Source organism: Kitasatospora sp. NPDC088264 (assembly GCF_040685715.1).
Taxonomy (GTDB): Bacteria; Actinomycetota; Actinomycetes; order Streptomycetales; family Streptomycetaceae; genus Kitasatospora.
Genome location: NZ_JBFBIR010000010.1, coordinates 1 through 12,403 on the forward strand (window position 1 = coordinate 1; position 12,403 = coordinate 12,403).

The following is a 12,403-nucleotide window of genomic DNA, read 5'->3' on the forward strand; positions in this document are numbered from 1 at the left end:
GGGCGGCACCCCCCACTAACCGGCCCCCCCCGCGGGCCCCCCACCCCCGCCCCGCCCCACCCCCCGCGGGTCCCGTCGTGGGGGGGGGGCGGGGGGGGGGCGCCCGGCCCCCCCACGTCCAGCAGCAGGGTGGACTTGCCGACGCCGGGCTCGCCGGCCAGCAGGACGACCGCGCCGGGGACCAGCCCGCCCCCGAGCACCCTGTCCAGTTCCGGCACGCCCGTCGAGCGGGCCGTCGCGACCTGGCCGTCCACCTGGCCGATCGGACGGGCCGGCGAGCTGACCGGGCCCGCGGCGGTCGTCCGGATCGGCACCGCGCCGTACTCCTCGACCGTGCCCCAGGCGTTGCACTCCGGGCAGCGGCCGACCCACTTGGGCAGCTGGTTGCCGCACTCGGTGCAGCGGTACGCCGGGCGCGGCTTGGCGGTGGTCTTGGTACGGGCAGCCATGCGGCCCACCGTAGCGCCTGGGTCCGACAACGCCTTGCTCCACCGGAGCCGGGCCCAAACCCACACAGATGGGCGATGTTGTTACCCGAAAGAAGTACATACACGGCGAACGGCCGGGGTGCGCCGCCCGCCGTCTCTACCGTCGGACGGGTGACAACGCGTACTGAAGGGCCGCCGGCCGCCGTGCTGGCGGCGTACGACCGGCAGGTGGACGGCCTGTTCACCTACTGCCTCTCGGTGCTGTGCGAGCACGACGCGGCCACCGGCGCCCTGCGCGAGGCCCGCGAACTGGCACGGCGGCACGGCGCCCGGCTGACCGAGCCCGGGCTGGTCCGGGCCTGGCTGTTCTCGCTGGCCCGGTACTGCTGCCTGCGGCGGCTCGCGGGCGGCGCCGGACGGGACGCCACGGCGGAGCCGACCGAGGCCGAGGCGGCCCGGCGGCGGCGCGAGCTGGCCTCGCTCGCCTGGCCGGAGGCGGCCGGCACCGACCCGGAGCAGCGCGAGGCGCTGGAGCTGTCCGTCCGGCACCGGCTGACCCCGCACGAGGTGGCGGCGGTGCTGGGCCTGCCGTTCGAGCGGACCCGCGCGCTGCTCGCCGCCGCCGAGGCGGAGGTGGCCAGGACCAGGGCGGCGTTGCTGGTGCTCGGGGTGGGCAGCTGCCCGGAGCTGGACCGGCTCGGCGGGGCCGGGGCGGAGTCCTGGCGGGACTGGGTGCTCGGCCCGGCGCTGCGCCGGGAGCTGGTGCAGCACGTGGTGGACTGCCCGACCTGCCGGGGGACGGCGGGGCGGGTGGCCGGTGCGGCGACGGAGGGCGCGGCGGGGATGTCCGGGCTGCCGCTGCTGGCTGCTCCCGCTCCCGCTCCGGCACCCCCGGGCGCCGGAGCGGCCCACCTGCCGTCGGTGATCGGCCACCTGCCGTCGGCGGTCGGTGCGGTGCGGCGGGCGGGGGCGGTGCCGGCGGCCGAGTCGGGGCTGCGGTTCGACCAGGGCGGCTTCCCCCGGCACCGGGCGCCGGACGCGGGCCGGGCACTGGCGGTGCGTCGGCGGGTGGTGACCACCGGGGTGCTCGCGGCCGTCCTGGCGGCGCCGGTGGTCGCCCTGTGGGCGGGGCACCGGAGCAGCGGGGCGGGGACGGCGGCCGCGGTGTCCACGGTGCGGGTCGAGGAGGCCGGGCGGACGGGCGGGCAGCAGCCGTCGAAGCCGTGGCCGACGGCGGGCGCACCGGCGGGCACGGGGCTGCCGGGGGTGCCGGGGATGGAGCTGGCGGGTGCGGGGGCGGTGGGTGCCGGGGTGATCGGTGCAGAAACGTTGCCCCTCGCCTTTCCACGGCTGACCCTCCAGGGCCCGGCGGTCCCGGTACCGGCCCGCGGGGCGACCCCGATCGGCAGTCCGGCCCTGGTCGCCGCCCCCGCCCCCGCCGTCGGGCGGGGACCCGCGACCGGGGTCGGCCCGGGCGGAGGCGAACCGGCCCCGGCCGGGCTGCTCACCGTCGAGGCCGCCGAGTACGGCAGCCGGACCATCCTCACCCTCACCTCCGGCACCACCGAGATCCACTGGCACGCCGTGACGGACGCCGCCTGGCTACGGCTCAGCCGCGACTCCGGCACCCTCGCACCGGGCCAGCGGATCACCGTGACCGTCACCGTGGACGAGGACCTCGCGCCCACGGCGCACTGGACCGCCCGGATCGCGCTGCCGCCCTCGCAGGCGGTCGTCACCCTGGAGGGCGGACCGCACAACCGGGGCGGCTCGGCCTCCTCCCCCGCCGCACCGGGGGCGTCGGCGTCGGCCACGGCGGACCCGCCGCCGAGCAGTTCCCCGCAGCCGTCGGTGACGGCCACGGCGGCTCCGTCCCCGTCGGGGTCGCCGTCGGCCGGCGCTCCCTCGTCGTCGGCGTCGGCGTCGTCCTCGGCGTCGGCGTCGGCGTCGGCGTCCGCGCACCCGTCCTCGCCACCGCCCTCGGGCACCCCGACGGGCACCGCGACGGGCACCGCGACCCCGGCCCCGCACTGAGCGGCCGGTGTCCCCCTCGACGTCCGCGCCCGGCGGCGACGGCGGTCAGCTCCGGTCGATCGGCGGCACCCGGTAACTGCCGTCCAGCACGGCCGGCTTCGGCTGGTAGAGCCGGATGATCGGCCGGAACTCGCCGACCGGGGCGGGCAGCCAGTTAGCCGCCTCCACCTCGTCCTCGGGCTGCTCGTGCTGGAGCGTCAGGGTGAGCGAGCCGTCCGCGCCGTACACCAGGCCCGGGGTGCGGTCGCCGATCGCGTAGCGCTCGATCGGGTTGTCCACCAGGTAGTAGTCCGGCAGCGCGTACATCGTGACGGACCAGAACGCCTCGGCGGGCGGTGGCTGGTCGAACCGCAGTGTGTAGCGGTGCGCGCCGCTGAGCGGGCGGCCGCCGGAGTCATCGTAGGTCATCGCGAACGAGGCCTCGTAGGCGTGGTTGCCCCAGAGGCCGGCCCGGGCGGCGGCGGCCCGGCTGAGGTAGCCGGCGCGGCGGTCGGGGATGCGCCACTCGGGGTCGTCGAGGGTGCCGGGGCCCAGGTGGTCGATGTTGTAGTCGAACAGGTGGAGCGCCGAGCGCCACTCGCCGGGCGGGTGGTCCTCGGGCGGGCGGGTGGCGTCCTCGACCCGTTCGCGGCCGGCGGCCAGGCCCTTGGCCAGCGCGAGGGTCCAGTCCGCGGCGGCCGCGCGGTACGGCGAGGTGCCCTCGTCGAGCAGGCCGAGCGGGGCGAAGCGCTGCTGGTACTCGACGTCCGGACCGGCCGGCGGGAAGGCCTGCATCCAGACCCGAAGCCGCTCGAAGAAGGCCAGCCGCTCGGGCACCTCCGGATCGGGCTCGGGCAGTCCGGCGACCAGCCCGCCGGGCTCCAGCGGCTCCAGGGTGAGGGCCTTCTGGAGGGCCTTGACCCGGGGGAGGTCGTCCGGCCCGGTGCAGGCGAAGCGGCCGACGACGGTCGCCACCCTGGTCGGCGCCTCGATCACCCGGGCCGGGTCGGACGGGGTGCCGTGCCAGCCGGGAGGGACGATCAGCCAGGTCTGCTCGCCGGTGCCGGTGGCTCGGCTGCCGACGTAGGCGACGTTGTCCGTCCACGCGCCGACGACCTGCAGCACGTAGTAGGCGCCCGCGGTGTCCGGGACGCGCAGCACCTGCGGGCCTTCGGAGAGGTCGAGCTGGGCGATCGAGTAGAGGGTGTCGTTGTTGACCGAGACGAAGTGGTCCTTGGGCCCGGCCAGCCGGGTGGCGTGGCTGAAGTGGTTGAACGACGCCGCCGGCAGGGTGCCCAGGCCGCCCCTGGAGAAGCGCTCGACCATGGTGAGGTCGGCGACGAGCGGGTAGCCGTAGACGTAGGCGTCGGCGGCCAGGGCCTCCAGCTCGGGGTGGTTCATCGGGGTGTCCTTCGTCCGGTCGGCGCGGTCGCTGCGGTGCGGATTTCTGCGGTGCGGATTTCTGCGCTTTTCTGCGCTGCGGGTCAGCTCGGGTCGAGCGGCGGGAGGCGCCAGCGGCCGTCGAGGACGGACCGGTCCGGGCCGTGGAGCCGGACGACGACCGTGAACGGGCCGTCCGGGGCGGGCAGCCAGTTGGCGGATTGCTGGGCGTCGGCGGGCCGCTTGTGCCGGACGTGGAGGGTGAGTCCGCCGTCCGGGTCGCGGACCAGGCCGGGGGTGCGGTCGCCGATCGCGTAGCGGTCCAGGGTGTTGTCGACCAGCAGGCGGTCCGGGAGCGCGTACATGGTGGCGGACCAGAAGTACCGGGCCGGCGGCAGGTCGTCCGGGCCGAAGCGGACGACGTAGTCGCGGTCGCTGGCGTTCGGCGGCCGGTTGCCCGCGCTGTCCGCCGCCCAACCGCCGCACCAGGTTTCCTCGGTGGGCAGCCCGTAGCGGCCGAGCCTGGCGCCGAGGGCCTGTCGGAGGAAGTCCCCGCCGATCCGCTCACGGGTGCCGAAGAGCGCGGCCGGGCTGGTGGGTTCGGATTCGGCGGCGGCGCGCTCCAGCCGTGCGCGGCCGTCCGCGATGCCGCGCTCGATCTCGGCCCGGACCTCGATCGGCAGCGTGGCGGGCTCGAACTCGCCGCGCCCGTCGACGCCGAGGTCGGTGAGGCGGCCGCGCAGGTCGACCTCGGCGGGCGGCAGCTCGACGGGCCCGCGGAGCGGGAAGAAGCCGAGCAGGAAGTCGAGGAAGCTGAGGAACTCGACGGTGTCCAGCACCTCCTCGCGCCAGACCGGCCAGACCGGCTCCGACGCGGGGGCGGGCGCCGGGGTGCCGGCGTACTCGTGCAGCGGGCGCAGCCGGTACTGCTGCTGGACGGCCTTCAGGTCGGCGACGTCCGCGGGGGTGTCGCCGGTGAGGTGGGTTCGGCCGAGGATGCCGACCAGGCGGGTGGCGGTGCGGAGCACTCCCCGGACGCCGGGCGGGGGCTCGCCCTGCCAGTCGGGGCCGGCCACCAGGTAGTCGCCGGCCTCCTGGCCGGTGCTCCGGGAACCGACGAACCCGGCGTACACGGTGTCGAGTTCGTGCAGCGGGAGGACGTAGTAGCGGTCCGCGGCCGGGACGGACACCACCCACGGCTCGGCGCGCAGGTCGAGCCAGGCCCAGGAGTGCAGTGTGTCGTTGTCGGGGGAGGCGACGTCGGTGTCGGCCGGGGTGAACGGCTGCGAGCGGTGGCGGAAGACGCCGAAGCCGCCGACGTACCCCGGGTCCGCGTCGTCCAGTGCCTGTGCGTACAGGGTGCGATAGTTCCGCAGGATCGGGTAGCCACGGATCCAGGCCTCGGCGGCGGTCGCGCGGATCGTGGCCGGGTCCACGAGTGCCGGGTTGGCCATGCTCGTCGCTCTCCCCAGTACACGGAAGGCCGGCGGCGCAGGCGCGCACCGGAATTCTGGACATACGAGTACATAGGGGATGCTATGCGGGGCGGGGCGGGTCAGCATGTCGGGTGGCCCGACGCTTCCCGGGCGCCCGACAGCCACCGGCCACCGGCGCTGCGGCTCCGGGCCCGGAGCGGGAAGTCGGGCCGGCCGACTTCCCGCTCCCGACGAGTCCGGTCAGCCGAGTCCGGTTGGACCAGCCCCGTCGGACGAGACCGGTCAGACGAGACCGGTCAGACGAGACCGGTCAGTGGCTGCGGCGGGTGACCAGTTCGGCCAGCACCAGCAGTTCGTCGGCCGCCGACGGCTCCGGGACGGCCGTGGCCAGCTGCGCCACCGCCGCCGCCATCCGCTCGCAGGACTCGCCCTGCGCCCAGCCGCGGCCGCCGGCGCCTTCGACGGACGCCGCGCACTGTGCCAACTCCTCAGGGCTGAGCTGGCGTTCGAGGGCGTACAGCCCGGCGAGCCGGGCCCCCTCGGGGGTGCCGGAGCCCAGCGCCGCGACCACCGGCAGCGACTTCTTCCGGGCGACCAGGTCCGCGCCCACCGGTTTGCCGGTCACCGCCGGATCGCCCCAGATGCCGATCAGGTCGTCGATCAGCTGGAACGCCAGGCCGATCTCCCGGCCGAAGCCGTCCATCGCCTGCACGGCCTCCTCCGACCCACCGCCGTACAGGGCCCCCATCGCGCAGGCGGCGCCGAGCAGGGCTCCGGTCTTGGCCTCCGCCATCGCCAGGCACTCGGCGAGCGAGACGTCGCTGCGCTGCTCGAAGGCGCAGTCGATCTGCTGGCCCTCGCACAGCTCGACCACGCAGTCGGTGAGCCGGCGGACCGAACTGCGGGCGGCCGGGTGGGCGTCCTCGGCGAGCAGGCGCAGTGCCAGCGAGTGCATGGCGTCCCCGGCCAGGATGGCCTCGGTGGTGCCGAACACCCGCCAGGCGGTGGGCCGGTGGCGGCGCGTCTCGTCCCGGTCGATGACGTCGTCGTGGAGCAGCGTGAAGTTGTGCACCAGCTCGACGGCGGCGGCCGCGGCGGTGGCCTCGGCGGCCGTGCCGCCGAGCGCCTGGGCGGCGGCGAGGACCATGGCGGGCCGGATCGCCTTGCCGGAGGGGGCCTCGACGGGCGAGCCGTCCGCCTCCCACCAGCCGAAGTGGTAGCCGGCGACCTTGCGCATCGCGCCGGGCAGTGAGTCGACGGCGGCCCGCAGGACCGGATCGACCAGGTTGCGGGCCCGGGCGAGGACGTCCGCCGCCTCGTTCCCCTCTTTGTGGTCCCGCTCCAGTGTGGAGCTCGTCATGGGTTTCTCCCCCTGTCGGCCTGCGGTGAGGCGGCCTGGTGTGAGGTGCCGGTCGTGGGTCGGCCGACCCGGTCGGCGGCCGGGCCAGTCGGCGGCCGGCCCGCTTTCCGGACGTGCCGCGGCGCACCGCCCGGCCGGGGTGTGGGTGCCCCGACCGGGCGGCGTGGAATTCCGACCGGCTCCGGTCGGTCGGTGCCCGGCCCCGGGGCCTGGGCGCGTGCCCGGATATCGCGCGCCCGGCCGGAATGACGGAGCCGCGCCCCGGACAGCGCCTAGCGCTGCGCGACGTCCACGTTCTCCAGGACGCCGACCGCGTCCGGGACGAGAATCGCGGCGGAGTAATAGGCGCTGACCAGGTAGGAAATGATGGCCTTGTCGTCGATTCCCATGAACCGCACCGAAAGGCTCGGCTGGTACTCGTCCGGAATTCCGGTCTGGTGCAGGCCGACGACGCCCTGGTTGTCCTCGCCGACGCGCAGCGCCATGATCGAGCTGGTGTGCCCGCCGACGATCGGGATCTTGTTGCACGGGAAGACCGGCACCCCGCGCCAGGCCGTGACGTGCTTGCCCTCGACCTCGACCGTGCCGGGGACGAGGCCGCGCTTGTTGCACTCGCGGCCGAAGGCGGCGATGGCCTTGGGGTGGGCGAGGAACATCTTGGTGCCGCGTCGGCGGCTGAGCAGCTCGTCCATGTCGTCCGGGGTGGGCGGGCCGGAGTGGGTCTGGATCCGCTGGTCGTACGCGGCGTTCTCCAGCAGGCCGAACTCGGGGTTGTTGACGAGCTCGTGCTCCTGGCGCTCGCGCAGCGCCTCGATGGTCAGCCGGAGCTGGTGCTCGGTCTGGTTCATCGGCTGGTTGTAGAGGTCGGCGACGCGGGTGTGGACCTTGAGGATGGTCTGCGCGACGCTCAGCTCGTACTCGCGGGGCTTGAGCTCGTAGTCCACGAAGGCGCCGGGCAGCTCGTACTCGCCCCGGTGGCCGGCGGAGAGGTCGATCGCGGCCTCGCCGTGCTTGTTCTGCGCCTGCTGGAAGCCGTTCAGGTACTCGATGACCTGCAGTTGCAGGGCTTCGGAGCGGTCGTGGAGCTCCTGGAAGGCGGGCCAGGAGAGCGCCATCACGGTGCCGGAGGTGGCGGCCCGGACGGTGTACGGCCAGGTGCCCTCCTCCTGCTGGAGGGCCTCGTCGCCGAGGTGGTCGCCGTCGGCGAGGGTGCCGACCACCGTCTCCTCGCCGTACTTGCCGGTGCCGAGCCGTTCGAGCTTGCCGTGCGCGATGAGGAAGACCTCGTTGATCGTCGCACCGGCGGAGACCAGTACGTCGCCGGCGGCGAACTCCCGCTGGACGAAGCGCCCGGCCAGCTCCGTCAGGACGGCCTCGTCCTGGAAGCCGCGCAGCACCGGCACCTCGGCCAGCGTCGGCGGGACGATCCGCACCTCGGAGCCGGTCTTGACGAAGCTCACCCGACCGCGGCCGACCGAGTAGCGCAGGCGGCGGTTGACCCGGTAGGCACCGCCGGACACCTGCACCCAGGGCAGCGTCCTGAGCAGCCAGCGCGGGCTGATGCCCTGCATCTGCGGCGCGGACTTGGTGGTCGTGGCGAGGTTCCGCGCACCCGCCGTGCTCAGACTCTGCTGCTGCCGGATCTCAGGTTGCGCGCTGGGCGCGGGAACACCGGCATTGGTTTCGGTCGACATAGGGGGAGCCCTTCGCATGCCCGATGAAGTGTCGCCTTGCGCATTCATGTTGCAGCTTCATGGTGGGCCCATTCGGGTGCATGCCGCAATCACTCATTCGAGTGGTTCGGGATAACCGAACAAATAGTACGACTGGATCACTCGATCGATATCTGTTCGACAGATTATTCGAACTTATCGGGAATACCGCCTCCCATCTTCCCCCATCGACACCCCCTCCGTCGCCACCCCTTGACGCCCGCACACACGACGCCCCTCCCGTCCGGGCCCGGGGAGCCGGCCGCTAGGGTGCCACCTCACAGGGCCGCCAGGCCAGTTGACGAGCACGGCCGACCACGAGCCCTGACCCTTCGTCACCCCATGCCCTGGGAGGCAGTCTTGACAGCCCCCGTCCGTGTCTGGCTCAACCGCACCTACGCCGAGAACGTCTTCTTCATCGAACAACTCCGCACCGCCCCTCGCCCGGTGGCGGTGCACGCGACCCACGCCGACCCCGACTCCCCGGTGCTCGCCGCCGCCGACCACGGCACCCTGGAACCCGCCGACCTGCCCGCCGACGCCTACGTCGGCTACGCGCTCGACTACTGCGCCCGGCACTCCATAACCGTCTTCCTCCCGCAGCTGCACCAGCTCGCCATCGCCCTCGCCCGGCCGGAGTTCGAGGCGATCGGCACCACCCTGCTCTGCCCGCCGGCCACCGCCATCGCCACCTACACCAGCAAGGCCGACGGCTACCGGGCGATCGCCGCCGCCGGACTGCCCACCCCGCCCTGGTGGCGGGTGCGCACCGCCGACGAACTGCTCGACGCCGTCGACCGGATCGAGGCCGCCGGGCACACCGCCTGCCTCAAACCCACCACCGGCGCGGGCGGCGCGGGCTTCCGGGTACTCACCCGGGAGCCGTACGGGCCGCGGCGGCTTCACGGCTGGGACCACCGGGTCCAGGTCGAGCAGGTGGCCGCCGCCCTGTCCGCCCGACCGGGCGCGGGGGACGAGGAGGACGAGCAGGACGAGCCCGTCGACCTGCTGGTGATGCCCTACCTGGACGGGCCGGAGGTCTCGGTGGACTGCCTCGCCGACCGGGCCGGCCACCCGCTCACCGTGGTCGGCCGCACCAAGGCGGGCCGCCGCCGCGGCTTCACCACCGATCCGCGGTACCTGGAGCCGGTCCGGCGCCTGGTCGGGGCGGGCCGGATGGCCTACCTGTCCAACATCCAGTTCCGCGAACTGGTCGGGCGACCGGTGGTGATCGACGTCAACACCCGGCCCGCCGCCGGGCTCCACCAGCTGCGGCTGTGCGGCCTCAATCTGCCCTGGGACGCCGTCCGGCTGGCGCTCGGCGAACGGCCGGAGCCCACCGGGGTGGATCCGGACGTGCACGGCGTCGAGTACACGCTGGTCTCCGGCATCCAGCCGGTGCTACAGCGCCGGGCGCCCGCCCCGGTCTCCCTCGTCCGACAGCGGTAGCCCGGACGCGACGGCGGGCGGCTCGTGCGGGGCTCACCCGCGACACGCGGCTCGGCGCGGCCGAACCGGCGGCAACCCCGGTGCTACAGCGGGCCGTTCCAGTCGAGCGTCGGCTCCAGCACGCCCTCCAGGGTGAGCAGCCAGCGCTTCACGTCGATCCCCACCCGGCCGCCGCCGAAGCCGCCGATCCCGTCCGCCGCCACCACCCGGTGGCAGGGCACCAGCAGGGCGACGGGATTGGCGGCCATCATCTGGCCGACCGTCCGCGCCGCCAGACCGGGCTCGGCCACGTCCTCGAACACCCCGCTGAGGGCCGCCAGTTCGCCGTAGGTGATGGTCCGGCCGTACGGCACCTCCTGCCAGAGCGTGCGCAGCACGGTGCGGTGCGGGCCGGAGCTCAGGCTCCAGTCGATCGGCAGGCCCAACTCACGGCTGCGGCCCGCCAGATAGGCGCCGATCCGGTCCCGGACGGCGGCGGTCTTCGACGCGTCGGTGCACGGCGGCAGTTCGCCTTCCCGCCCGCCGTACCCGGCCGCCGCCACGCCCAGCGGCGTCACGGCGATGTGCATCGGGCCGCTGGGCAGCGGCGTCTCCACGGTCAGCCAGGACATCGACCAGGACTGCGGCACGCTCGGGCCCCCACCCTCCGCCGGACCGGCCGCCGGCCACCCCGGCGCCCGCGGGGCGCACGACGTCCGCCCGCCCCGCACGCCATCGTACGGCGGGCGGGGCGGCGCGCCTCCGGCGTCGGCGGGCACCGGGGCCGTCAGCGCCGCCCCTTCAGCTCGGCCGCGAGCGCCCGGGACCAGTGCGACAGCTCGGCGCGGTCCGGCGCCCGGCCCTCGCACAGCAGGGTGAGCTGCGCGTCGTTGATCCGGTTCGGCCCCGGGATCTCCAGCAGGTACGCCAGCTCCGCCAGTACGGTGGCGAGCCGATCGGCGTCCGTGCGGTCCAGGGTGGCCGCGGACTCGTGGTGGCTGATGGTGAGCGAACCGGGCATGGTCAAACCTCCTCCGTCCACCCCCACTCCCTCCACGGTACGACCGGTCCGGCCGCGGCGCCCGCCGCGGGCGGCGGGGGTGCGACGGCCGGACCTGGTCGCGCTCCGGAGCCGGCCGGGCGCGGTGGGCCGCACCGGGGCCGGGGGTGCGCCCCGGAGCCGTTCGGGGGTGGTCGGCGGATCCCGGGAAGGTCGGACCAGCGCGGGTCAGGGCGCGCCCTCCTGGTCGCCGTGACGCCCGTCCTCGCCGTACCGGCTCCCCTCCCACCGGCGGTTCCGAACCGCCGGAACCGCCAACACCACCGTACCGGCCGCAAGTTGCCAGACCGCACCGAGCAGCAGCACCTTGTCCACGCCGATCCGGTCCGCCGCCGGTCCGGCCGCCGCCAGCCCGAGCGGCCCCAGCACGAACGCGCCGAGCGCCCCGAAGGAGTTGACCCGGCCGAGCACCTCCGGCGGCACCCAGCTCTGCATCGTCGTGCTGAGCAGCGTCCCGCTGACCGCCGAGCCGACCCCCGCCACCAGCGCGCCGGCCACCACCCACGGCAGCGGCGCACCGGCCGCGAGCGCGGCGGAGGGCAGCGCCCAGGCCAGCGTGGCCACGGTGGCCACCGCGAGCGGCCGCTCGGGCCGGCGCCCGAGCATCACCAGCCCGCCCAGCACCGCGCCGACGCCGTACACCCCCATCACCAGACCCCAGGCCCGGGCACCGCCGAGGTCCCGCTGCGCGGTGAGCGGGCCGAGCACCAGGAACGGCGCCCAGACCAGCAGGTTGAACAGGCCCATCTGGACGGTGGTGATCCAGAACCACGGCCGGGAGGCGAACTCCGACCAGCCGGCCCGCAGTTCGGCGAGCATCGACTGCTCGCCTCCGGCCGCGTTCGCCGCCCGGTCGGGCAGCCGGAGCCTGGCCAGGGCGAACGCGCCGACGCCGTACGTCACCGCGTCGGCCAGCAGGACCACCGCCGGGCCCTGCGTCGCCGTCACCAGGCCGGCCGTCGCGGGCCCGGCCACCGTGGCCACCGAACGGGCCAGCCCCAGCAGGGTGTTCGCGTCGGCCAGGAGCTCCTTCCGGCGCACCAGGCCGGGCACGATCGCCCCGAGCGCCGGCAGGAACAGCCCCTCCCCGACCCCCCACACCGCCACCAGCGCGACCATCGCCCAGACCGGCGCCCGCCCGGCCGTCAGCAGCGCGGCGAACACCGCCTGGACGAGCCCGCGCAGGACGTCCGCGCCCAGCATCACCCGGCGGCTGCCGAACCGGTCCGCGATCACCCCGCCGGCCAGCAGCACCAGCACCACCGGCAGGATCCGGGCCGCCATCACCCACCCCAGGTCGGTTCCGCTGCCGCCGCCGTCGAGCACCGCGAAGGCCACCGCCACCGGCGCCATCGAGGAGCCGAGGAGGGAGGTCGAGTAGCCGACGAAGAACCACGCGAAATCGCGCTCGCCCAGCACGGCGAGCCGGTCTCCCAGCCGCCGGCGGCGGGCCGGGATCCGTTCCGCATCCACTGCCATGGGCGGCAGTCTGCCTCCGGACGGGAACGGCGTTCAAGGGTTTTCGGGGAAAAGTTGAGTCTTTTGGCCTCAATATTTCACGCTCTGCCGACTGCCGCAGTAAACGG

General features: G+C 74.9%; 10 protein-coding genes. 2 read left to right on the forward strand and 8 right to left on the reverse strand.

The window, feature by feature from the left end; genetic code table 11:
• The coding region (locus tag AB0O82_RS10495; protein WP_363582167.1) for an ATPase domain-containing protein at positions 1-449 on the reverse strand (449 nt) is incomplete at its 3' end.
• Positions 450-599: 150 nt separating this feature from the next.
• Here AB0O82_RS10495 and AB0O82_RS10500 point away from each other — a divergent pair.
• Positions 600-2,462, forward strand: coding sequence for a hypothetical protein (locus AB0O82_RS10500; RefSeq protein WP_363582169.1), 1,863 nt, complete (start codon positions 600-602; stop codon positions 2,460-2,462).
• 45 nt (positions 2,463-2,507) lie between these two features.
• Here the strand turns inward: AB0O82_RS10500 and AB0O82_RS10505 are convergent, their stop codons facing one another.
• The 4 genes from AB0O82_RS10505 to AB0O82_RS10520 form a co-directional block, all read right to left on the reverse strand.
• Positions 2,508-3,842, reverse strand: coding sequence for a DUF1254 domain-containing protein (locus tag AB0O82_RS10505; RefSeq protein WP_363582171.1), 1,335 nt, complete (start codon positions 3,840-3,842; stop codon positions 2,508-2,510).
• 83 nt (positions 3,843-3,925) lie between these two features.
• Entirely contained in the window at positions 3,926-5,275 is a 1,350-nt protein-coding gene (locus tag AB0O82_RS10510) for a DUF1254 domain-containing protein (RefSeq protein ID WP_363582173.1), read from the reverse strand.
• A 292-nt stretch (positions 5,276-5,567) separates the two neighbouring features.
• Entirely contained in the window at positions 5,568-6,617 is a 1,050-nt protein-coding gene (locus tag AB0O82_RS10515) for a family 2 encapsulin nanocompartment cargo protein polyprenyl transferase (RefSeq protein ID WP_363582175.1), read from the reverse strand.
• A gap of 272 nt (positions 6,618-6,889) precedes the next feature.
• A complete protein-coding gene (locus AB0O82_RS10520) occupies positions 6,890-8,311 on the reverse strand; it encodes a family 2B encapsulin nanocompartment shell protein (protein ID WP_363582177.1) in 1,422 nt (473 codons plus the stop codon).
• Positions 8,312-8,689: 378 nt separating this feature from the next.
• Here AB0O82_RS10520 and AB0O82_RS10525 point away from each other — a divergent pair, with 378 nt between their 5' ends.
• Entirely contained in the window at positions 8,690-9,778 is a 1,089-nt protein-coding gene (locus AB0O82_RS10525; RefSeq protein WP_363582179.1) for an ATP-grasp domain-containing protein, read from the forward strand.
• 83 nt (positions 9,779-9,861) lie between these two features.
• On the opposite strand, the gene AB0O82_RS10530 is transcribed toward AB0O82_RS10525, so the two are convergent.
• From AB0O82_RS10530 to AB0O82_RS10540, 3 genes are all read right to left on the reverse strand, one after another.
• Positions 9,862-10,407, reverse strand: coding sequence for a methylated-DNA--[protein]-cysteine S-methyltransferase (locus AB0O82_RS10530; protein ID WP_363582181.1), 546 nt, complete (start codon positions 10,405-10,407; stop codon positions 9,862-9,864).
• 137 nt (positions 10,408-10,544) lie between these two features.
• Positions 10,545-10,778, reverse strand: a complete 234-nt coding sequence (locus AB0O82_RS10535; protein WP_363582182.1) for a hypothetical protein — start codon at positions 10,776-10,778, stop codon at positions 10,545-10,547.
• 207 nt (positions 10,779-10,985) lie between these two features.
• A complete protein-coding gene (locus AB0O82_RS10540; protein ID WP_363582184.1) occupies positions 10,986-12,296 on the reverse strand; it encodes an MFS transporter in 1,311 nt (436 codons plus the stop codon).
• Positions 12,297-12,403 lie beyond the last annotated feature (107 nt).

Coding starts and splice junctions, on each gene's coding strand:
- AB0O82_RS10520 (WP_363582177.1), bottom strand. CDS start 8,311: ATGTCGACCGAAACCAATGCCGGTGTTCCCGCGCCCAGCGCGCAACCT.
- AB0O82_RS10505 (WP_363582171.1), bottom strand. CDS start 3,842: ATGAACCACCCCGAGCTGGAGGCCCTGGCCGCCGACGCCTACGTCTAC.
- AB0O82_RS10535 (WP_363582182.1), bottom strand. CDS start 10,778: ATGCCCGGTTCGCTCACCATCAGCCACCACGAGTCCGCGGCCACCCTG.
- AB0O82_RS10540 (WP_363582184.1), bottom strand. CDS start 12,296: ATGGCAGTGGATGCGGAACGGATCCCGGCCCGCCGCCGGCGGCTGGGA.
- AB0O82_RS10510 (WP_363582173.1), bottom strand. CDS start 5,275: ATGGCCAACCCGGCACTCGTGGACCCGGCCACGATCCGCGCGACCGCC.
- AB0O82_RS10515 (WP_363582175.1), bottom strand. CDS start 6,617: ATGACGAGCTCCACACTGGAGCGGGACCACAAAGAGGGGAACGAGGCG.